A 21544-nucleotide genomic window follows, 5' to 3' on the forward strand; every position below is an offset into this window, starting at 1 on the left:
TCACCAACCAGTTAGAAAGGAGAACAGCCATGACCATCTTACGGAACAAAATCTCAAGTCTGCTGGAAATCAATCGCAGTTTAACCCAGTCTCTTGAACTTGAGGAGATTCTAAAGAGGCTGGTACAAGCAGCCTTTGATTTAGTAGATCATGCGGACACGACCATTCTTTACACATTAAAGGAAGATGGTTTATTGCATTTTTCCAGCGGGGTTGGGGTGGAGACAGGCTTTATGAGCCAGGTGAAGTTTGAGCCTGGAGAATCCCTGACTGGACAGGTATTTCTGACTAAGAAGGGCGTAATTGCTTCAGGATATGAGTTCAGGGAGCATATGAGCCGGATGTCTGAGACAAATTATGTTCACTTTTTTAATGGCGTTTTCCAGCGGGAAGTGAAAAGCGGAATCGTCGTCCCATTGGTTTATAAGGAGAATTGCATCGGCGTTCTTGTGGTGGATAACTTCGACAGGGATGTACAGTTTACTGAAGCTGACTTTCGAGTGCTGGAGGTGGTGGCAGATCAGGCGGCTATTGCTATCATGAACTCAAAGCTTTACGAAGAAGTGAAGCGGAAAAATGAAGAACTGAGCCAATCCCTTGATATCCACCGGAAATTCACGAAGATTCTGTTGGAGGGAAGGGGGACTTCGTATATCCTGGATACGATCAGTCATATTTTGAGTACCCCGGTAATCTTTGCAGAGTCGACAGTTGAGCCATCTCATTCATTTCCGATCATAAATTCCAACGAACTTTTCGGATACTTCCTTTTGAATGAACCAATCGAGCGTTTGACAAATATCCAGAAGGCTGCTCTTGAACATGCTTCAACGGCTTTGTCGCTGGAGTTTGTCAGGCAGAATACGCTTTTTGAAAAAGAGATGCATCTAAGGGAAGAGGCCTTTCATGATTTAATCAATGGAGGACGCCTGAATACCAGGATTCTGGAAACCTTCCGCCTGAACGAGAAAAGCAGCGTCGCCTGTATGATGGTGGACTGCAAGTCTGGTTTTATATGGGATGCAGCGTCCATCCTTCAAAAAGAAAAGCTTATCCGATCGATTGAGCAGGTCATTATGAAATACTGTGAAACCTCAATCGTTTTTACGAAATCAAACCAAATCATAGCTCTCCTGGTGAATGGACGGAAAAAATATGACCAATCTCTGGCTGATGCTATTCAGAAAAAAGTGAACAGAGCTGTCATAGGTTTGGGCAGAGAGGTTGCCTTAACAGATATGACAGATACCTATCAGGAAGCGGCCGAAGCCCTGTCATTTGCCAAAAATCATCAGCACAAATCCTTTATCACTTATTCTGAGCTTGGTGCTGAAAGACTGTGGCTCAACACCGACCGCAGCTTGCTGAATAAATTTGTATCCGATAAAATTGGCTCTCTTTTAAAGATGGAGCCTGAATATTTGAAAACGATGCAAATCTTTCTGTCACATAATCAAAGCCACAAACAAACAGCAGAAGAGATGCATATCCATCCCAATACCCTGGCATACCGGCTGAAAAAAATCGAGAGCGAACTGCAGCTTGATTTTTCCCGGAAAGAAGATTGGATTACAGTTGTCCTTGCCTTCCAGGTTTTCGACTTTTTAAACCCTTAATTGGGGATTGCCACAAAGAAGAGAAGGAATATTTGTCTACTGGCACGTGTACATAGAATATTCTAAATATTATAATAATCTCAACTTAAGCGATAAGGAGAGATTGGATGAGTACAGAGGTTAATAGCCAGAAAACTGCGGTCAGGAATACTGGTGCAGAAACTTATTACAATTACATTGGAGGGGAATGGGTTCCTTCTGTGACAGGGGAGACTTATCCAAGTGTGAATCCAGCCAATACAGATGAGGTACTTGGTTACTTTCAGAAATCGAATGAGATTGATGTGCAAAAAGCAATCGAGAGTGCAAAGAGGGCTTTTCCCGAATGGAAAAATACATCTCCAATCAGCCGGGGGGACATCCTTTTTAAACTGATCTTTCTTATCCAGCAGGAAAAAGAGGAATTAGCAGAAATCATTACGAAGGAAGTCGGCAAAACGATCGGGGCAGCCCGCAAGGAAGTGGATGCAACGGTTCAGGCTCTGAAGCATTTCAGCGGCGAGGCGAATCGGATTTCAGGTGAAACCGTGCCTGCGATTGATCCGAAAACCTTTGCCTGCACGATACAGGAGCCGCTGGGAGTGGTGGCTGTTGTTACGCCATTTAATTTTCCGCTCGGAATCGCCATTTATAAAATTGCACCTTCCATGCTGGCTGGAAATACGATCATCTATAAGGCTGCAAGCGATACGTCTCTAATCGCAGTGAAGGTAGTCGAGCTGTTTGAAAAGGCTGGAATGCCAGCGGGCGTGCTGAATATGATCACGGGCCCGGGTTCTGTCGTGGGAGAAGAGCTTGGAACCAATCCGGAAATTAAGGCAGTCTCGTTTACAGGCTCCTCCGATGTCGGCATCCATCTTGGCAAGCTTGTGACAGCCCATGGCGGAAAAATGCAGGCAGAAATGGGCGGGAAGAATGCGACAATTATTCTGGAGGATGCCAATCTGGAAGAGGCTGTTCAGAGCGTGGTCATCAGCGGATTTTATAATAACGGCCAAAGCTGTACGGGAACCAGCCGCGTGATTGTGCCCCGTTCCATTTCGCGAAAGGTCATTGATTTATTAGTTGAAAAAGCGAAGCAAGTAAAAGTCGGCAATGGAGTGCGGGAAGGATATGACAACGGTGCGGTTGCGAATAAGCATCAATTGAATACGTATCTCCATTATGTGAATAGCGCCATCGAAGAAGGAGCGGTTCTCGAATATGGTGGAAAGCAGCTGACAGATGGCGATATGGCGAATGGCTATTTCGTTGCTCCGACAGTTTTCAGTAAAGTGACGAAGGATTTTACAATCGCCCAGGAAGAGATTTTCGGGCCGGTTGTGGCTGTGATGGAAGTGGATTCTTATGACGAGGCAATTGAGCTTGCAAATGATACGGACTTTGGCCTGTCATCTGCCATTTTTACGAATGACCTTCAAAAAGCATTCGATTTTGTCAGGAAAATTGAAACAGGCGTCACACACGTGAATATCCCATCCAACCATTATGAAAACCAGCTTCCATTTGGCGGCAAAAAGACATCCAGCATTGGGCCGCGTGAACAGGGCAGCACCGCATTGGATTTCTGGCTGGATACAAAAACAGTTTATATAAAACCTTAAGGAGGGAGAGGATGAAAAACATAGGCGTGATTGGCTGCGGGGCCATGGGAAAGGGCATTGTGAAAAATTTAATCAAAAACCGATATCAGGTGTATGCTTATGACCCAAGTCAGGAGGCACTCGCAAAATGCGGGGAGCTGGGGGCGATTCCCCAGCCTTCTCCATTCGAGGCAGCAAGACAGGCGGATCTAGTAATTTCTTCATTGCCTGGACCAGGTATTGTAAAAGATGTTATGATGGGTGGAAGTGGAGTCTTTTCCGCTTTAAAGCCTCACAGTTTCGTTCTGGATATGAGCACCATTGACCCAAAAACAGCCCAGGAATTGAATCAGGCTGCAAAGGCGAACGCCATCCATTTTTATGACTGTCCGTTAAGCGGGGGACCAAAGGGTGCTGATGCCGGTACGCTGACCATAATGGTTGGGGGAGACGATAAATTCTTGCCGGAAATTCGCCCGGTCCTGGAGAGCGTTGGAAAGGATATCTTTCTGCTCGGCCCTTCAGGATCAGGCCAGGTGGCGAAGCTGTGCCACAATATGCTGGTTGCTTTAACGACTGCAGGCCTGGGTGAGGTCCTTGCAGTAGGGGAGAAAGCAGGTGTCAGCCGGTCTCAGCTGGCGGAAGTTATTCAAAGCGGGTCTGCGCATAATCGCGTGCTGACCGTATTCGGTGAAAATATCCTTCAGCATACATACGAGAATGTGCTGTTCAGCCTGGAGCACATGAATAAGGATATTCACTTATACAAGAACACAGCTGAATTTTATAGCGAAGATTCTCCTTTGGGCCAGCTGGTGTGCGATATCTATGAAAAGGCGATGGAGCAAGGGAAGGGCAAGCTTGATTCTTCCGCCGTGTGCGGATCTATCTAGTAATCTTTTAATCCAGGGGGGAAAACATGAAAAACGAAAAGACAGAAATTTTAAAAGATTGGCGCTTGCATGCCGTTGTGCTGGTTCTGGTTGCGGCAACCGAAGCGATTGGACAGATCAGCTTTAAAGTAGGAGCAGGGGTTATTCTGCTGCTGCCTATGCTATATGCTTTTTTCCTGGGGCTGGGTCTTTACTTCACTCCGCTTATTAAGGAAAAACAGGCTAAAAATGCAGAGCCCCTCATTGTGCTCGGGGTTACTCTTTTAATTGCGAAAATTGGGGTAACAATCGGGCCGCAAATCGAGGCAATCATTGCAGCGGGGCCATCATTATTGCTGCAGGAACTTGGTAACCTGGGAACGATCTTATTTGCACTGCCAGTGGCCATTTTTCTTGGTTTTAAAAGAGAAGCCATTGGCATGACTCACTCGATTGGCCGGGAGCCGAACGTCGGGCTGATTATGAATAAATACGGATTTGATTCGCCAGAAGGCAGAGGAGTTATGGCTATTTATATTTTCGGTACTGTGTTTGGTGCTGCCTTCCTTGGATTGATTTCCGGATTCCTGGCAACCATTACCCCGCTCCATCCGCTGTCTTTCGCGATGGCATCAGGGGTGGGAAGCGGCAGCATGATGGCGGCCGCCAGCGGATCGCTCGTTGCTGCCTTCCCTGAAATGGAGGCGCAGATTGTTGCCTTCGCAGGCGCCAGTAACCTGCTTTCACTTTCAACGGGTCTGTATGCCAGTATTTTTATTGGATTGCCTCTTACTGAGAAGCTGTACAGCATCATGATGAAACGCAAGGAGAAAAAAGCTGCGGACAAAGGGGGAGATATCCATGCTTAGAAATATCACTGAATGGTTTTTGATATTGGCGATTTTTGGTCTTTCAGCGCTGATCGGAAACTGGGTAGGCTACGATATCCTGCCATCTGCAGCCATTCCGGGCATGCTCGTTTTAATTGTCATCAGTGTGCTGGGCCTGATTCTTGAAAAAGTGCTGCCAGGAAATATCCCGAGTGTCGGATATATCGGGATTATCGGAATCATCGTTTCCATTCCGGGAGTACCGGGATCTGAATATGTTGTCGAATGGACAACTCAGGTGAATATACTCGCTCTTGCTACGCCAATTCTGGCTTATGCAGGGATCTCAATCGGAAAGAACTGGGCTGACTTTTCCAAGCTGGGCTGGAGAAGCATTATTGTCGCAGTCTTCGTGTTTTTCGGAACCTTCATCGGATCTGCAGTAATTGCCGAGATTATTCTGCGAATGCAGGGGATTATTTAATGAATTGCGGCCTGGCAGGTGGAAATCTGCCGGGCTTTTGCTCTGAATCAGACATAAAGTCATTATTTTGGCACTGTTTCTAAAGATATCGGCCTCTTTTACAGGTTTATCGGCCAGATTAATAATTTATCGGTTACTTTTTTGATATATCGGTCGAAATTCTATTTTATCGGTCAGTTTTCCAAAATATCGGTCACTTCGCGCAGAATCAACATTCCAGTAATCTCACAGTGTCAATAGTATCTCAACAAAATTAGAAAGAGTGAAACCCATGAACCTTTATGAACAGTTAATAAAAGATTATGACCAGGAACTTACTCATTCGGGTGTAAACGGCGAAAGAATGGCCTCAAGACTTGATGAGCTTTCAAGGATAGGCCTCATGAACAGCGGCGGGGTGACCCGCCCGGGCTATTCTGCCGAAGAGAAAGAAGCGAAAGAGCTAGTAATCAAGTGGATGAAAAACGCTGGTCTTACTGTGGCTGAAGATGGAGCAGGGAATGTATTCGGCAGATTGGAAGGCAAAACAGCAGGACCCTCAATCGCTTCCGGTTCCCATGTTGACAGTGTTCCAAATGGAGGGCACTTTGATGGGCCGTTAGGGGTTCTCTCAGCATTGGAAGTTGCCGAGTCATGGAGAGAAACAGGACTCATACCGGAGAAGCCGTACGAGATTGTGATTTTTTCAGATGAAGAGGGTTCGAGATTCAAGAGCAGCTTAACAGGCAGCCGGGCATTTATGGGTCAGCTGAAGCCGGAGGAAATGGATAGCCTGCGGGATGAAAATGGCATGTCGTTTCGGGAAGTGCTGACCGAATATGGCAGCAGTGCGGAAGAGTGCTTAAAGGCAGGAGAAAACAGACGTGAAATCGAAACCTTTGTAGAAGTCCATATCGAGCAGGGGAAGGTGCTGGAAAGAGAGAATCAGCCAGTTGGAGTGGTAAAAGGCATTGCAGGGCCAGCCTCGCTGGAGGTTACCTTTACAGGAGAAGCCGGCCATGCAGGAAATACGCCGATGGCTGGACGAAAAGATCCGTTGGTGGCTGCCTCATTGTTTGTAGCTGCCATTGAGAATTTTCCAAAGCAGGTCAGTGATACGGCTGTTGCGACTGTCGGAAAGCTGAACGTGCATCCAAATGGCTTCAATGTCATTGCCCAGAAAGTAATATTAACCGTTGATATCAGGGATATTTTTGAAGGAACCCGGGATCAGCTGCTTGATCAAATTAAGACCGAAGCGGTGAAAATAGCAGAGGAACGAGGTATTGATGTGCAAATGAACCTGAATGCCAAAATCAAACCTCTGCCAATTAGTGAAATTCTGCAGGCTGGTATTGCAGAATCCCTGACTAAGTTTAATATTAATCCTGTTTACATCCCGAGCGGCGCCGGCCATGATACCATGATCGTCGGGACCGAAGTGCCGGCCGCCATGCTGTTCGTCCGCAGCAGGGATGGCATCAGCCACAATCCCCGGGAATGGACGTCATTAAATGACTGTGTATATGGTGTACATGTTTTGAAAGATTTTGTTGAAGGGCTTATGAAAAAATAAAAAAAGGGGAAATCCGCATGATTATCCGCCACATAACCCCAGCAGACGCTCAGTCCCTGGCAGATCTAATTACCCAAGTAGAAAACGAATCAGACTACATGCTATTTGAGCCAGGTGAAAGGCAGACGTCAGCCGATGCACAGCGTAAAAGAATCGAGACCATCCAAAAAGAAGATCATTCAACCATAATTGTAGCGGAACAGAATAACAGATTGATCGGCTTCGTAATGGCCATCGGCGGTGCAGCAAAAAGAAACAGGCACTCAGCCTATCTCATTGCAGGCATCCTCAGAGAACACAGAGGCCAGGGAATCGGCACAAAGTTGTTTGAAGAGCTTGACCGCTGGGCACGTAAACACGATATCCACAGGCTGGAACTTACTGCAGTTATTCACAATCAGGCCGGTGTAGCTCTCTATAAAAAGGCGGGATTCCAGATCGAAGGCACCAAAAAACACTCGCTTATAATAAACGGCGAACTTGTGGATGAATACTATATGGGTAAGCTGCTATAACAGAAAGGTCATTTCCTTTAAAACAAGGGGAATGGCCTTTTCTTTATAGGGAATAGCTAAACCCTGATGGCACTACAGACAGAGACAGAAGAAATCGGGGAGTTTGAGTCCGAACCCGGTTCAACTTCTGACAGAGAAAGCCGAAATCCCGCTGGCAGAGTCCGAACCCCCTGCACAACCTAACTTAATAGAATAACCCTATAAATCCCCACAAGGTAAATTGTCCTATTTTCAATTCAGAAACCCCTGTATTCTCAAGGAATCTAGCATACAATTCCACAAAACAAAAAGAAAAATCAGAATTTTAATTGAATTCAAAACATGTAATCTTGTATACTTGTAATACAAGTTTGAAAAAGCGCTTACATCTTTGATGGAAAGGGAGGATTTTATGATTCGAAAAAAGTGGAAAATTATCATATCGGTGCTGACACTTGTCTTTATTGCGATTGTTGGCGTGCGGACAGCGGCCGAGAACAAGGATAAAAAATTCGTATCCGTTGCGACCGCATCAACCGGAGGTACATATTATCCGATTGGGGTTGGAATGGCCAATATCTGGAGCAGCCATTTAAAGGGTGAGAAAATCCAGGCGAGCGGCCAGTCCTCTGCCGGATCTATTGAAAATATTGAACTGCTTCGTGAAGGGGAAGCTCAGCTTGCCATTCTTCAGGGGTTAATTTCGTCCCAGGCTTATGCCGGTGACGACTCTTTTGAAGGAAAGCGCTATGAGGATCTGCGCACAATCTCCATGCTCTGGCCCAATGTGGAACATTTCGTGCTGATGAACAATAAGATCAAAAGCGGAACTATCGACGATATAAAAGGAACGCAATTTTCTGTTGGGCCGCAGGCCAGCGGTACGGAGCAATCCACAGTCGTGATGATGGATGGCCTTGGTCTTACGAAGAAGGATATTTCTCCTGAGTATCTGGGCTACAGTGACACGGTTTCCGCGATGCGTGACGGGAGATTGGATGGAGGCTCTCTTCCGGCAGGTATCCCGATTTCCGCTGTAACAGATATGTATGCAAGTAATGTCAAAGCATCAATCCTGGAAGTAACTGATGAGCAGCTGGATGCCATTAATGCAGTGTCTGACAGCTGGTACCGCTATGTAATTCCTGGCGGGACATATCCTCGGATTGACGAAGATATCAACACCATTGCCCAGCCGAACCTTTTATCCACAACAAAAGAAATGGATGAAGAAACCATCTATATTTTAACCAAAACACTCTATGAAAATCTGGATGAAATGTATGAGGTTCATAGCTCTGCCAAGGAGATGACTCTTGAAACTGCTCTTGATGGCGTATCTGTGCCATTGCATGCCGGAGCCTACAGATATTTTAAAGAAGCAGGTCTTGATATACCTGAAAATCTAATTCCGCCGGAAGCGAAATAAAGGAGGGAAAAGAATGACAAAATCAACAAACGAACCTATTGTACAGCCAGCCGATCTTGATAAAGAAGCTGGCGGCGGCATGCGCCTCCTGGAGGGTCCATACAAAAAAGCTGCTGCCATCATCGCTGTATTGTTTTCTGTTTTTGCCATTTATTCGAATGGATTATCCAATATTCAAGAGATTTATAGAAACCTGATTTTCCTGGGCATCCTTTTGGTAATGACTTTTTTCTATTATCCGGCCGGAAAATCTTCCAATCAAAAAAGGTTTACAGTCCCTGATTACATATTTGCGGCACTTGCCATTGCAGGTCTGGGCTACCTGCTCCTGAATTACACAACGATTCATGTGGACAGGGGCTCACAGCCGATTATGATTGACTATGTCTTTGGAGCCATTACGATCATCGTCCTCCTTGAAGCTTCGAGACGGGCTGTTGGAATCTTTATCCCGATCCTGTGCGGAGGCGCTATTGTATATGCCCTGTTTGGCACATACTTCCCGTGGATTTTCGGACATGCCGGCTTTTCACTGGAACGCCTTCTGTACCGTCTTTATATGACTACTGAGGGCGTGCTGGGATTAACGCTTTCGACGGCATCCACGTTCATCGTCATGTTCGTTCTCTTCGGCGCCTTCCTGTCTGTCAGCGGTGCCACCCAGCTTTTCAATGATCTCGCCCTTGCCATTGCAGGCAGAAAGCGCGGAGGCCCTGCTCAGGTTGCGGTCATCTCCAGTGCACTGACAGGATCTTTGAGCGGAAGTGCGGTTGCCAATGTTGCGACAACAGGAGCATTTACGATTCCATTGATGAAATCCATTGGCCTTAAGCCAAAGTTTGCCGGTGCCGTTGAGGCGGCTGCTTCAACAGGAGGTATGATCATGCCGCCGATTATGGGTGCTGCTGCCTTCATCATGGCCGGTTTCCTTGGAATCTCTTATACGACGGTCATTCTCGCAGCGATCATTCCAAGCTTTCTCTACTATATTGCATTGATTTTTGCCATTGATATTGAAGCGAAAAAACAAGGCCTGAAAGGCATCAGTAAAGAAAATATCCCGGATGTCGTCCAAATCCTGAAGGAACGCGGGGTTCTCCTTATCCCAATTATCGTTGTTATCACCACACTTTTAATGGGAAAAACAGCCCTGTTTGCCGGATTTGCCGGAATCGGCGCTGTTATTGTGGCGAGCTGGCTGGCAAAGGATAAATCTTCAAGAATCACGATCTCAAAAACAATTGAAGCTTTTATTGAAGGCGGAAGAGGGACGATTCAAGTCGGGATTGCCTGTGCCGCCATCGGAATCATCATCTGCGTTGTCACCATGACGGGAATTGGATCTACATTAGCTTATAATATTGTTGAATTAACGGGCGGTCAGCTTTGGCTGATTTTAATCGTCGTCATGCTCACTTGCATCGTTTTAAGCATGGGGCTTCCATCCACAGCTCTTTACATCGTCGTTGCCGTTACGGCAGCTCCTGCACTTGTGGAAGCGGGCGTTAACCCGATCGCGGCACACTTCTTTGTGTTCTGGTTTGGTGCATTGTCCAATATTACACCGCCTGTGGCATTGGCATCTTATACAGCCGCAGGATTGGCCGGCGCCAATGCGATGCAGACATCATGGGAAGCGCTTAGAATTTCACTTCCGGGGTTTATTATCCCATTCATGATTGCCTATAATCCTATTATTCTGCTTCAGGCAGCAGAGGGAGAAACGATATCCATTTTATCAGTTGCGTTAGTGGTCATCACAAGCACGCTGGGCATTTACGCCCTGGCAAGTTCACTTGGAAACTACCTGAATGCCAGGCTGACGATTGTTGAAAGAGTCCTAATGTTTGCAGGGGCATTAATGCTGATTAAGCCAGGCATGATCACGGATATTGCCGGACTCGGGCTTTGTGTGTTTGCGATTCTCTTCCATATCATCAGAGTTAAAAAAAGCAGTTCAGTCGAAATCACCATATAAGGAGCTAACATCCATGAAAATCGAACGAAAAAAAATCTCGGCCCAGGTGCTGGACCAGCTGAAGAACATGATAAAGGACGGCAAGTTCACGACAAATGAGCCGATGCCATCCGAAAATGAACTGGCCAAACAGTTTGGCGTCAGCCGTGCGCCTGTTCGAGAAGCATTGAGCGTATTATCTGCCAGCGGGATTATTGAGTCCAGGCAAGGAGGCAGAAGCTTCGTCAAAGAGGTTAATATGGCAGACATGCTTGGTTCGCTAGCGATTGAATACATTCCTGTGGAACAGGTTTTTGAGCTATTGGAATTGCGGATGGTTATGGAGACACAGGCAGCAGCGATTGCTGCCTTGCGTCGTGATGAGGCCGACCTGAAAAATATGAAAATGGCACTTGATCAATTTGAAATCACACTGACGAACCCTGAAGCAGTCGGCGACCAGGCTGACGTAAATTTTCACAAACACCTGATTGCTGCAACGAAAAATCGCTTCATGATACAGGTAATGGAAAACATCGATGATCTGTACCGAAAAGCAATTGCGTTTTCCCTTCAGAAAAACGTGGGTCTTCCGGCAAAGCGCGAGCAGGTATTTCAGGAGCATATGAGCATTTTTACAGCTATTAAAGAACAGGATGAAGAAAGAGCGGCAAAGGCGATGCGAGTGCATCTTGAGAATGTTACAAAGAAATTAAAGGTGAACGAAGGGGAAGGAAAGAAGGTGCCGTTGTGATCACCGAACAGATTGTTGACCGGCTTAAAAGCATTATGGGATCAGAAAAGCGCATTCTGCTTGAAAAAGCGGACCTGGTTTCTTATTCATATGATGGCTCATTTGGAGCCTATATGCCGGAGATCATCCTGCAGCCGGTTTCGGCTGAGGAAGTGGCAGGCATTGTAAAGCTCGCCAATAAAATGAAAATACCAGTCTATCCAAGAGGCAGGGGAACGAGCCTGAGCGGAGGACCGCTTCCTGTCCACGGCGGGATGGTCCTTGATTTTTCCAGGTGGACACAGAAGCTGATTATCGACCCGCAAGATACTGTTGCGATTGTATCTCCAGGTGTCATTACAGCTGATATTGACCGTGAAGCACAGCGGCATGGGCTGATGTATCCGCCAGACCCAAGCAGCTCCCATGTTTCCACAATCGGAGGGAACCTTGCTGAGAATGCAGGCGGACCACGCGGTTTAAAATACGGGGTAACAAAGGATTATGTGCTTGGTCTGGAGATCGTCACGCCGGAAGGGGACATCATCCGGACAGGCGGACGGACGGTCAAAAATGTTACAGGCTATGACCTGACGAAGCTGATCGTTGGATCCGAGGGGACGCTGGGTATCATCACAGAGGCCACCCTTCAGCTGATTCCAAGACCGCAGGCCACCCAGACGATGATGGTCATATTTGATGACATTATTGATGCCGGAAAAGCGATATCGGCTGTGCTCACATCTGGCATCCTGCCTTCTAAAATGGAAATCATGGACCAGGCTTCCATCCAGGCCGTGGAAGAGTTTCAGCCAATCGGGCTCCCGACAGATGTGGATGCCATTATCCTGATTGAGCTTGATGGCCATCCAATCGCCATAAGGGATGAAAGCGAGCAGGTGAAGCAGGTTTGCCTGGAAGTTGGGGCGAGGGAAGCCATCATTGCCAGGGATGAAGAATCTGCCGGGAATCTATGGAAAGCGAGAAAACTCGTTTCGCCGGCTATTGTAAGGAAAAAGCCGACGAAAATCTCAGAAGATGCCACCATTCCAAGGAGCAAGATCCCGGAGATGTTCAGAAGGCTTCAGGAAATTAAAGCAAAATATAAAATCGACTTAGTCGTATTCGGCCATGCGGGTGATGGAAATCTGCATCCGAATATCATAACTGATAAGCAGGATAAAGAAGAAATGAAGCGCGTGGAAAAAGCAGTTGCGGAGATTTTTACGGCAGCGATTGAATTGGGAGGAACACTCTCAGGCGAGCATGGAATCGGGACCATGAAGGCGCCATTTATGGAGATGGAGCTCGGGGAAGCGGGACTGGACATGATGAAACGTATGAAAAAAGCTTGGGATCCAAACAACATTATGAATCCGGGCAAAATTTTTCCCGAGACAAAAGGGCAAAAGCTGGTGTTAGTCCATGACTAGCCAGCTCGCCTATAAAGAAACGTTTGACTGTGTCCAATGCGGCTATTGTCTTCCTGCATGCCCCACATACGCCACCATGGGGAAAGAAAGGCACTCCCCACGGGGACGGATCAATCTTGTGCAAATGGCGGCGGAAGGGAAAATAACCATCGATGAAATTACCGAATCGATGGAGCTCTGCCTCGGCTGCCGCGCCTGTGAGACGGCATGCCCAACCAATGTTCAATATGGAAAAATCCTCGAGTCCTTTAAGCAAGCAAAAGCTGCCGAAGCGAAAGCTCCATTTATGGAGAACATGGCTCTGCAGAAGGCCTTGCCGAATAAAAAACTGCTGGCAGCCATGAGAGCTTCACTTCGTGCCTATCAAAAAACAGGCATGGATTCGTTTGCCCGCAAAAGCAAGGCGCTCAGCATTCTTCCCGAACAGCTTCGGGCTTTTGAAGAAGTTGCCCCTGCTGTGGAAATGCCAAATAAACAGCTGAGAACAGGCATCCTGCTGCCAGAGCGCGAGCGGAAAGCCCGCGTTGCTTTTTTTACAGGCTGTATTATGGATGTGTTTTTTGCCAAAATAAATGACCTCAGCATCAAGCTGCTTCAGCAGGCCGGCTGCGAAGTCACTGTAATCAAGGAACAGACCTGCTGCGGTGCCCTGCAGAACCATAGCGGAGATACGGGAACATCCAGGAAACTGGCGAAGGAAAATATTGCAGCATTTGAAAAAGGGAACTTTGATTATGTGGTTAATGCGATTGGCGGCTGCGGTGCGATGCTCGTTGAATATGATCACCTTCTTGCAGATGACCCGGAATGGGCAGAGCGTGCCAGGGTGTTCGCACAAAAGAATAAGGATGTAAGTGTAATACTGAACAAACTCGAAATCGATTTCAGCCGGGAAATCTCAGGTGCTGTGACCTATCAGCCATCCTGCCATCTGTTAAATGTTCAGAAGGTGGCGGATGATCCCGTTCAGCTCCTCGAAAGCATACCAGGCATTACATATGTTCCGCTTCCGAAAGGGGATATGTGCTGTGGATCTGCGGGGATTTATAATATTGTCCACTACGAAGAATCCATGGAAATTCTTGATAGCAAAATGGAACAAGTCCAAAAAATCTCACCCGATATCATCGTCACGTCCAACCCAGGCTGCCATCTGCAGATGTGCCTCGGGATCAAACGAGAGGGGCTTGAAGACAAGGTTCGTGTGGTCCATATCATCGAAATACTGGCAGAAGCCTGCGGGATAGATCATAAATAAGAGAAAGGGTGTAGGATCATGTATGATTACATCATTATTGGCGGGGGCATTGTCGGACTGTCAACAGGAATGGAGCTGCTGAACCGGTTTCCAACGGCAAAAGTGGCTATCCTGGAAAAAGAAAGCCATGTGGCGGCCCATCAGACGGGCCATAACAGCGGCGTCATCCATTCGGGGATCTATTATAAGCCTGGAAGCTATAAAGCCAGGCTTGCCAAAAAAGGCAGCGAGTCCATGACGAATTTTTGCCATAAGCATGGTCTTGAAGTGGATATATGCGGAAAAGTCATTGTTGCAAGCGAAGAGTTCGAGCTGCCTCTATTGGACGATTTATATCAGCGCGGTTTAGATAATGGCCTTGGAATCCGCATGATTGACCAGGCTGAGCTGCATGAAATCGAACCGCATGTGAACGGAAAAAAGGCCATCCATGTGCCAATGGCCGGCATTGTCAATTATAAGCAGGTTTCGGAAAAAATGGCTGAGATCATCACAGAAAAGGGCGGGGACATTTTGCTGAATCATAAGGTATTAGCCATAGACGAAACGGCTCAGGAAGTGATCGTCCAGACCAGCAGGGGAGAGGTAAGGGGAGCTTACTATGTAAACTGCGGCGGCCTGCAGTCAGACCGAATCGCCAAGCTTGCCGGTTTGAAAACAGATGTCAAAATCGTGCCATTCAGGGGCGAGTATTTTATGCTAAAGCCGGAGAAAAGCAGCCTCGTCAAAAATCTGATCTACCCTGTGCCAAATCCAAACTTCCCTTTCCTTGGTGTCCACTTTACCCGCATGATTAACGGAGCCATTGATGTGGGTCCAAATGCCGTTCTAAGCTTTAAGCGGGAAGGATATAAAAAGACGGATCTGAATGTGGCAGACCTGATGGAGGTTGTCGCCTATAAAGGGTTCTGGAAGCTCGCAAAGAAATATATGAAAGAGGGAGTGGAGGAAATGATCCGCTCAGCATCCAAGGAGCTGTTCATGAAAAATGTCCAGAAGCTTATGCCGGACATCCAGAAGGATGATATTGTTCCCGGGCCGGCGGGTGTCAGAGCGCAGGCCTTGAAGGACGATGGCTCATTAGTCGATGACTTTTTCATTGTGCCGAGCAAGCGCTCCATTCATGTTTTAAATGCACCATCTCCGGCAGCGACAGCATCCATTGAAATTGGGAAAGAAATTGTCAGGAAGATGGACGGAATGTTTAAGATGGAATCAGCTGTTTAATAAAAAATGGAGAATAATTCAAATCCCCCTAAACCATAATATGGAATAAGGGGGATTTTAAATGAAAGCCACAACTGTGATAAGGCTGATGCACCTGGTCATACCCTGGCTGACCATCGTTTTTCTGCCTAAAAAGTCATTCAAAAAATTTTCAACCGTTTCGGTTTTTGCAGGTATTTTAGTGTTGATTTTAAGCACACTGGCTATACCCTTTAAATGGTGGACTGTGGAAGGGGGGCACTTCAAGAAACTGCTCAATGATCTAACCTTCATACTGGGTCCATTTTTTATCGGGACTCTTTGGATCTTCCATTTCACCTTCGGCAGTTTCAAGAAGTACCTGGCAGTAAATGCAATCATGAATCTGGTATTTGCATACCCGTTAAATTACTTGTATCAAAGGTTTAACTTATACAGGCTCGTAAAATTTAAGCCCATCCATATTTTCCTGTTCTTTACCTCTTACGCATGGATTATTTACGGGTACCAGGAATTCTTTCATAGAAATAACAGGTGAAAATAGCCGTTTCCATCAAGGAACGGCTTTTCATCTATCAGCATTCTCCATTATGACACTCGACTCCAATCACACGGAAGCCATTTGCGTCCAGTTCTTTCTTGATTTTATCTAAAGTTTCTTCTGTTGTATCCTTTGGCAATGTAAAAAGGATACGGCGGATCAGACTGACATGGAAGTTGGATGAATCCAATGAGATGACTCCCTGGATATCGCTGTACTTACTGATAATACTGCTTATCTTTTTCAATGTTCCCTGTGTGCCATAGCTGCCCACAGTCAGCGTATAGCTTCCGCGGTTCAGTCCCCACGCTTCCTCCAGCAGCTCCAGTACGGCCGCATGTGTCAGCAATCCGACAAACTGCCCCTGGTCATTTTCAACCGGAAGATAAGGATATCTCTTCAGCGTGAAAAAGGCTTTCATGAAGGAGTCATCCTCATCAATTATGGTCTGCTGGTCTTTAGCAAGTGCCGTAATCGGATCATCCAAAGAATGATTCTCCTTGTATTCTAAAATATCAACCTTATAAATATTGCCGGCAAACTTTGTATGTGCCGCATCCAGTATAGGGACACAGCGGTAGCCAGTTTTATTTAAAAACTGCAGTGCCTGTTCCAAGTTAAAGGTTTCATCACAAAACCGGACATCTTTTTTCTCAACCATCTGATGGCGAATCAGCATACGAGCATCCTCCTTTACCCCTAACCTTCTCTATTCTATGCCGGTGCCTTTTCGGCAATGATAAGAAATTAAGTGAATCCCCCTCCGAAAACTTGTAAAATAAGAAAAAGCCATCATCATGAAAGGTGCTGAAAAGAACGTGGAAAGCATTACAGTTGTATCGCTGCTGGATGTAATTGGAGAGCTGTTTTCAGATGAGATTTCCATAGCGGTTTCCAATACGAGTGAATATATCTATTACCGGCCGAGCAAGCGCATCGATTTGAAAATAAGGCCGGGGGACATGGTAAAGGAAGGGACCATTGCCTATAAGGCTTTAGGGACACAGCAAAGAGTGTCGGAGTTTATTGACCGAGATGTATTTGGTGTTCCGTATCACGGCATGGCCGTGCCTTTTTTGCATGACGGGAAGCTTGAGGGCTGTGTAACCGCCATTTTTCCGGCTCTGACGGACGGCAAATCGGTTGTGACGATGAAAACGAATGATGGCTGGATTCCGATTCCTTTTTCCGAGGTTGTTTACCTTGAGGCAAAGGATAAAAAGACCTATGTACATACTGGCGGGCATTCAGGTACCCATAAATATTCGCTTCAGGATTTTGAGTATTCACTGCCGAAGGACAGTTTCATCCGCTGTCACCGCTCATTCATTGTAAATGTCAATCAAATCAAGGAAATCTTTCCTGATACCCATTCCACCTTTCTCCTCGTCATGAAAAATGGGGACCGGGTGCCTGTCAGCCAGTCCTATTCCAGCTATTTCAGGAAAATGCTCGGTTTTTAGAAAATTCTTTCTGTTTCAGCTGTGAAATTTGCTGTTTTATCGGAATTTTCCGTAAGATAACCGGAAAATTCCTGGCTCCCTCTTTATCCGGGTAGAATGATTACATATATCTTGAGAGGGGATGAGCATCATGGAGAAACATTTAGAACGGATTCGCGACAGCCGCCTGCATGACCGGGTAGTTACACCGGAAAAAGCAGCATCCTGGATACAGAATGGGATGACCCTTGGGTTAAGCGGATTTACCCGTGCGGGTGATGTGAAAGCGGTGCCATTTGCGCTAGCGGACCGTGCCAAACATGAGAGCTTTAAAGTAAATGTCTACACGGGTGCTTCTTTGGGATCTGATGTGGATAAGCTTTTTGCGGAAGCCGGGATTTTGGGAAAAAGGCTGCCATTTCAGGCCGATCCGACTATGAGAAAAGGGATTAACCAGGGGGATTTTCTGTTTGTCGATCAGCATTTATCCCACACGGCAGAGCTTATCCGCGCCAATGTTATGGATCCTATTGATTTCGCTATTTTGGAAGCGGTTTCTATTTCAGAGGAAGGGCTGATCATTCCGTCTACTTCTATCGGAAACTCGCTGTCTTTTGCGGAAAATGCGAGACATATCATTGTTGAAATCAATTTGGCCCAATCTACACAGCTGGAAGGATTGCATGATTTATATGAACCTGGCAGGCAGGGGGAGCGGAATCCGATCCCGCTGAAGAAAGCTGACGACCGTATCGGTGCTCCGGGAATTAAAGTGGATCTGGATAAGGTGAGGGGTATCGTATTCACGAATCAGCAGGATTCTCCGTCGACAATCGTGCCGCCGGATGAAGAAACCGCCATTATGGCACAGCATCTGCTGCAATTTCTCCGCGGGGAAATTGCAGCAGGGAGGCTGACAAATAGCCTGGCACCACTGCAGTCAGGTATCGGGTCGGTGGCGAATGCTGTGCTTTATGGAATGCTTGATTCTGAGTTTGATAATCTGGAAGTCTATTCAGAAGTGCTGCAGGATGCGGTATTTGATTTGATGGATGCCGGAAAGGTGAAATTTGCATCCTGCTGTTCTATCACTCTATCAGATGAAAAAATGAAAGAAGTTTTCACGAACTTTGACCGGTACAGGGACCGTTTAATCATGCGTCCGCAGGAGATTTCCAACAATCCTGAAATCATCCGCCGCCTCGGCCTGATTTCGATCAATACAGCACTGGAGCTTGATATTTATGGAAACGTGAACTCCACCCATGTCCTTGGAACGAAAATGATGAATGGGATCGGCGGATCCGGCGATTTTGCCAGAAATGCGCGGCTGGCGATCTTCGTGACAAAATCCATTGCCAAAGACAGCAAGATTTCAAGCATCGTCCCGTTTGTCTCCCATGTCGACCACACCGAGCATGATGTCGATGTCATTGTGACAGAACAGGGCTATGCGGATCTGCGCGGGCTTGCGCCAAGGCAGCGCGTCGAACTGATCATCGAAAATTGCGCACACCCGCTGTACCGCGACCAGCTTCGCGAATATTACCGGGAAGCCCTCACAAGAGGCGGACAGACTCCGCACGTACTGGAAAAGGCGCTGTCCTGGCACACAGACTTTGCAAAGAATGGAACCATGCTGAAAGAAACAGCGGCAGCTGCTGCCCGTCAGTGAAGAGAGATGGTGACAGGCACCTATACCACTTCATTCAACTGGTATAGGTGCCTGTCACTTTTAATGTTACAATGATAGCTATACTAACAAAATGATTGGGTGAATTTATGAGTAATGCTATCAAATTAATCGCGGCTTCTAAATATAAGAATAGTTTTAGGGATGGCTATCCGCTTGTGACGGAGGAGTCGGTGCAGCGGATTCCGAATGGCATCAAAGAGGGTGCGGTCATTGAGCTGACTGACGAGAGCAGCCGGTTTATAGGTAAAGGATATTATGGAAAGCAGAATAAAGGCAGGGGCTGGATACTGTCGCGAAATCCTCAGGAAACCTTTGATGAAGCATTTTTTGCGAAGAAATTCCAGGAAGCGTTAAGGAGGCGGGAAGCTCTGTTCCTTGATCCCGATACAACCGCCTTTCGGGTTTTTAATGGAGAAGGAGACGGAATCGGAGGCATCACGATTGATTATTATGATGGCTTTTATGTGATCAGCTGGTACAGCGAAGGCATTTATACGTTCAGGGATGCGGTGATCCAGGCATTCATGAAAAGTGCTGATGTAAAAGGATTATATGAAAAGAAACGGTTTGCTGTAAAAGGCACTTATATAGAGGACGATGATTTTGCAGCAGGAGAGCGGGCATCTTTTCCGCTGATGGTGAAGGAGAATGGAATCAGCTTTCCCATTTATCTGAATGATGGCGCTATGGTAGGTGTATTCCTTGATCAGAGGCATGTCCGGAAGACGATCAGGGACAAGTATGCAAAAGGAAAAAAGGTCCTGAACACGTTCTCTTATACGGGTGCTTTTTCAGCTGCCGCTGCATTAGGGGGGGCAGTGAAGACAACCAGTGTCGACCTTGCCAACCGCAGCAAAAGCAAAACCATCGAAATGTTCAGCGTCAACGGAATTGATTTTGAGGCACAGGATATCATTGTGGAAGATGTGTTCAACTACTTCAAATATGCTGTCCGGAAGCAGCTGAAATTTGATATGGTCATTCTTGACCCTCCAAGCTTTGCCCGTTCCAAAAAGCATACTTTCAGCGCCAGAAAAGATTATCCGGAATTGCTCGCTCAGGCGATTCAGATCACTGAAAAGAACGGAATCATTGTGGCCTCATCCAACTGCAGCACATTCAATATGAATAAGTTCAAAGACTTTATCAAAAAAGCGTTTGCCCAAACAGGTGACCGCTACAAAATCCTTGAGGAATTCACCCTTCCTGAAGACTTCCGCACCATTAAGGAATTCAAAGAAGGAGACTACCTTAAAGTAGCATTCATACAGAAGCTGTAACAACGGGTGACAGGCACCTATACCACTTCGCCAACTGGTATAGGTGCCTGTCACCTTTTTACTCATATTTAGCCCGCAGTTCCTTCATCTCTTCCACCAGGTTCTTCCCGATTTCCTGTGAAAAGTCTTCATAGACGGGATCCAGCACAGCCTGCCACTCCTGATTTTCTTCCGGTGTGAGTTCATGAATCTGAATGGAGGAATTCTGTTTGATTTTTTCAAGCAGTTTTTCGTTCATGTCAAAAGCCATCCGGCTGTTCCATTCAGTTGTTTCTTCCATTGCCTCTAGCAGAATCTTCTTTGTTTCCTCACTCTGCTCATTCCAGACCTTCCCGCTCATCATCACGGCATATCCAAGATAACCATGATTGCTGATTGTCATATGCTTTTGCAGGTTATAAAATTTCTTTGAGTAGATATTGGAAATGGTATTTTCTTCTCCATCCACATCGCCTTCTTCAAGAAGCTTGTAAGTGGAATTGAATGAATCCTGAATAGCCTTTGCCTTAAGACGGCTGAATTGGGCCGATATCACATCACTTTGCATGATACGGAAGGATTGCCCTTTCAGATCCTCTGGTTTTTGGATAGGACCCTGATTCGAAGTAATCTGCTTAAATCCATTGGGCCAGTGGGCAAGCCCTTTAATGCCGTCCCCCTGAAGAGAATCCAGAAGCTGCTTTCCGATATCCCCATTCAGGCCTTCAAGTGCAGCTTCACGCGAAGGGAACGCGAAAGGCAAGTCCAGCACGCCCCATCGCGGAGAAAGCATGCCAAGCTTGGAGGTGGAAGGGGCAATAAAGTGAACCTGACCTTCCTTAAGCGCATTAATTTCTTCAATATCAGAATAAAGGCTGCCGTTTGGAAACACTTCTATTTTAATATGGCCATCCGATTTTTCGGCGACAAGCTCAGCAAACCTTTGGGCGGCAAGGCCCTTCGGAGTATTTTCAGCCACCACATGGCTGAACTTGAAGACAATTTGATCCTTAAGTCCTTCCTGGTCATCATCAAAGGGAATCTCTTCCCTTGGAAAAAAGCTTTGATAGCCAAAGAAGGCAGCCAGCAGCAAAACCATGCCGGCAAGGAGAATATAGCCTGCGGCGCTTTTCATTTGAATCCTCCTTTTTAAAAT

At 46.5% G+C, this 21544-nt stretch carries 19 protein-coding genes; 17 read left to right on the plus strand and 2 right to left on the minus strand.

What is annotated here, in order from left to right:
• Positions 1-29: 29 nt before the first annotated feature.
• The 14 genes from PBF_RS01190 to PBF_RS01255 all read left to right on the plus strand — a co-directional run bounded on the left by PBF_RS01190 (position 30) and on the right by PBF_RS01255 (position 15988).
• Positions 30-1616, plus strand: a complete 1587-nt coding sequence (locus tag PBF_RS01190; RefSeq protein ID WP_035326016.1) for a helix-turn-helix domain-containing protein — start codon at positions 30-32, stop codon at positions 1614-1616.
• Between the two features lie 107 nt (positions 1617-1723).
• The gene (locus PBF_RS01195) at positions 1724-3220 is read left to right on the plus strand and encodes an aldehyde dehydrogenase family protein (RefSeq protein WP_035326019.1); all 1497 of its coding nucleotides are present in this window, start codon (positions 1724-1726) and stop codon (positions 3218-3220) included.
• 11 nt (positions 3221-3231) lie between these two features.
• Positions 3232-4092, plus strand: coding sequence for an NAD(P)-dependent oxidoreductase (locus tag PBF_RS01200; RefSeq protein ID WP_035326021.1), 861 nt, complete (start codon positions 3232-3234; stop codon positions 4090-4092).
• 26 nt (positions 4093-4118) lie between these two features.
• Complete coding sequence (locus PBF_RS01205) at positions 4119-4940, plus strand: DUF3100 domain-containing protein (protein WP_035326022.1); 822 nt, start codon at positions 4119-4121, stop codon at positions 4938-4940.
• Positions 4933-5385 carry a hypothetical protein gene (locus PBF_RS01210; RefSeq protein ID WP_035326024.1) on the plus strand — a complete coding sequence of 151 codons (453 nt, stop codon included), beginning with the start codon at positions 4933-4935 and terminating at the stop codon, positions 5383-5385. The genes PBF_RS01205 and PBF_RS01210 overlap by 8 nt, the downstream gene beginning before the upstream one ends.
• Before the next feature lie 271 nt (positions 5386-5656).
• Positions 5657-6940, plus strand: coding sequence for a M20 family metallo-hydrolase (locus PBF_RS01215; protein ID WP_035326026.1), 1284 nt, complete (start codon positions 5657-5659; stop codon positions 6938-6940).
• Between the two features lie 17 nt (positions 6941-6957).
• The gene (locus PBF_RS01220; protein WP_035326028.1) at positions 6958-7455 is read left to right on the plus strand and encodes a GNAT family N-acetyltransferase; all 498 of its coding nucleotides are present in this window, start codon (positions 6958-6960) and stop codon (positions 7453-7455) included.
• Positions 7456-7846: 391 nt separating this feature from the next.
• Positions 7847-8863, plus strand: a complete 1017-nt coding sequence (locus tag PBF_RS01225; RefSeq protein ID WP_035326030.1) for a TAXI family TRAP transporter solute-binding subunit — start codon at positions 7847-7849, stop codon at positions 8861-8863.
• Between the two features lie 13 nt (positions 8864-8876).
• Complete coding sequence (locus tag PBF_RS01230; protein WP_035326032.1) at positions 8877-10841, plus strand: TRAP transporter permease; 1965 nt, start codon at positions 8877-8879, stop codon at positions 10839-10841.
• A 13-nt stretch (positions 10842-10854) separates the two neighbouring features.
• A complete protein-coding gene (locus PBF_RS01235) occupies positions 10855-11574 on the plus strand; it encodes a FadR/GntR family transcriptional regulator (RefSeq protein ID WP_035326034.1) in 720 nt (239 codons plus the stop codon).
• Positions 11571-12986 carry an FAD-binding oxidoreductase gene (locus PBF_RS01240; protein WP_035326036.1) on the plus strand — a complete coding sequence of 472 codons (1416 nt, stop codon included), beginning with the start codon at positions 11571-11573 and terminating at the stop codon, positions 12984-12986. Before PBF_RS01235 ends, PBF_RS01240 begins: the two co-directional genes overlap by 4 nt.
• The gene (locus tag PBF_RS01245; RefSeq protein WP_035326038.1) at positions 12979-14244 is read left to right on the plus strand and encodes a (Fe-S)-binding protein; all 1266 of its coding nucleotides are present in this window, start codon (positions 12979-12981) and stop codon (positions 14242-14244) included. Before PBF_RS01240 ends, PBF_RS01245 begins: the two co-directional genes overlap by 8 nt.
• 18 nt (positions 14245-14262) lie before the next feature.
• Positions 14263-15471 carry an L-2-hydroxyglutarate oxidase gene (lhgO, locus tag PBF_RS01250; protein WP_035326044.1) on the plus strand — a complete coding sequence of 403 codons (1209 nt, stop codon included), beginning with the start codon at positions 14263-14265 and terminating at the stop codon, positions 15469-15471.
• Positions 15472-15532: 61 nt separating this feature from the next.
• A complete protein-coding gene (locus tag PBF_RS01255; protein WP_035326046.1) occupies positions 15533-15988 on the plus strand; it encodes a hypothetical protein in 456 nt (151 codons plus the stop codon).
• Between the two features lie 37 nt (positions 15989-16025).
• On the opposite strand, the gene cbpA is transcribed toward PBF_RS01255, so the two are convergent.
• Positions 16026-16670, minus strand: a complete 645-nt coding sequence (gene cbpA, locus PBF_RS01260; protein WP_035326048.1) for a cyclic di-AMP binding protein CbpA — start codon at positions 16668-16670, stop codon at positions 16026-16028.
• 118 nt (positions 16671-16788) lie between these two features.
• Between cbpA and PBF_RS01265 the strand changes: the two genes are divergently transcribed.
• From PBF_RS01265 to PBF_RS01275, 3 genes are all read left to right on the plus strand, one after another.
• Complete coding sequence (locus PBF_RS01265; protein ID WP_430515272.1) at positions 16789-17454, plus strand: LytTR family DNA-binding domain-containing protein; 666 nt, start codon at positions 16789-16791, stop codon at positions 17452-17454.
• A gap of 130 nt (positions 17455-17584) precedes the next feature.
• Positions 17585-19108 carry an acetyl-CoA hydrolase/transferase family protein gene (locus PBF_RS01270; protein ID WP_035326050.1) on the plus strand — a complete coding sequence of 508 codons (1524 nt, stop codon included), beginning with the start codon at positions 17585-17587 and terminating at the stop codon, positions 19106-19108.
• A 107-nt stretch (positions 19109-19215) separates the two neighbouring features.
• A complete protein-coding gene (locus PBF_RS01275) occupies positions 19216-20409 on the plus strand; it encodes a class I SAM-dependent rRNA methyltransferase (protein WP_035326052.1) in 1194 nt (397 codons plus the stop codon).
• Positions 20410-20467: 58 nt separating this feature from the next.
• Here the strand turns inward: PBF_RS01275 and PBF_RS01280 are convergent, their stop codons facing one another.
• The gene (locus tag PBF_RS01280; protein ID WP_035326058.1) at positions 20468-21523 is read right to left on the minus strand and encodes a TRAP transporter substrate-binding protein; all 1056 of its coding nucleotides are present in this window, start codon (positions 21521-21523) and stop codon (positions 20468-20470) included.
• Positions 21524-21544 lie beyond the last annotated feature (21 nt).

Source organism: Cytobacillus firmus DS1 (assembly GCF_000565285.1).
GTDB lineage: Bacteria > Bacillota > Bacilli > Bacillales > Cytobacillaceae > Cytobacillus > Cytobacillus firmus_A.

What these genes read in the sequence shown, in the direction of transcription:
- PBF_RS01190 (WP_035326016.1), top strand. Translation starts at nt 30, where the DNA reads ATGACCATCTTACGGAACAAAATCTCAAGTCTGCTGGAAATCAATCGC.
- PBF_RS01195 (WP_035326019.1), top strand. Translation starts at nt 1,724, where the DNA reads ATGAGTACAGAGGTTAATAGCCAGAAAACTGCGGTCAGGAATACTGGT.
- PBF_RS01200 (WP_035326021.1), top strand. Translation starts at nt 3,232, where the DNA reads ATGAAAAACATAGGCGTGATTGGCTGCGGGGCCATGGGAAAGGGCATT.
- PBF_RS01205 (WP_035326022.1), top strand. Translation starts at nt 4,119, where the DNA reads ATGAAAAACGAAAAGACAGAAATTTTAAAAGATTGGCGCTTGCATGCC.
- PBF_RS01210 (WP_035326024.1), top strand. Translation starts at nt 4,933, where the DNA reads ATGCTTAGAAATATCACTGAATGGTTTTTGATATTGGCGATTTTTGGT.
- PBF_RS01215 (WP_035326026.1), top strand. Translation starts at nt 5,657, where the DNA reads ATGAACCTTTATGAACAGTTAATAAAAGATTATGACCAGGAACTTACT.
- PBF_RS01220 (WP_035326028.1), top strand. Translation starts at nt 6,958, where the DNA reads ATGATTATCCGCCACATAACCCCAGCAGACGCTCAGTCCCTGGCAGAT.
- PBF_RS01225 (WP_035326030.1), top strand. Translation starts at nt 7,847, where the DNA reads ATGATTCGAAAAAAGTGGAAAATTATCATATCGGTGCTGACACTTGTC.
- PBF_RS01230 (WP_035326032.1), top strand. Translation starts at nt 8,877, where the DNA reads ATGACAAAATCAACAAACGAACCTATTGTACAGCCAGCCGATCTTGAT.
- PBF_RS01235 (WP_035326034.1), top strand. Translation starts at nt 10,855, where the DNA reads ATGAAAATCGAACGAAAAAAAATCTCGGCCCAGGTGCTGGACCAGCTG.
- PBF_RS01245 (WP_035326038.1), top strand. Translation starts at nt 12,979, where the DNA reads ATGACTAGCCAGCTCGCCTATAAAGAAACGTTTGACTGTGTCCAATGC.
- lhgO (WP_035326044.1), top strand. Translation starts at nt 14,263, where the DNA reads ATGTATGATTACATCATTATTGGCGGGGGCATTGTCGGACTGTCAACA.
- PBF_RS01255 (WP_035326046.1), top strand. Translation starts at nt 15,533, where the DNA reads ATGAAAGCCACAACTGTGATAAGGCTGATGCACCTGGTCATACCCTGG.
- cbpA (WP_035326048.1), bottom strand. Translation starts at nt 16,670, where the DNA reads ATGCTGATTCGCCATCAGATGGTTGAGAAAAAAGATGTCCGGTTTTGT.
- PBF_RS01265 (WP_430515272.1), top strand. Translation starts at nt 16,789, where the DNA reads ATGAAAGGTGCTGAAAAGAACGTGGAAAGCATTACAGTTGTATCGCTG.
- PBF_RS01270 (WP_035326050.1), top strand. Translation starts at nt 17,585, where the DNA reads ATGGAGAAACATTTAGAACGGATTCGCGACAGCCGCCTGCATGACCGG.
- PBF_RS01275 (WP_035326052.1), top strand. Translation starts at nt 19,216, where the DNA reads ATGAGTAATGCTATCAAATTAATCGCGGCTTCTAAATATAAGAATAGT.
- PBF_RS01280 (WP_035326058.1), bottom strand. Translation starts at nt 21,523, where the DNA reads ATGAAAAGCGCCGCAGGCTATATTCTCCTTGCCGGCATGGTTTTGCTG.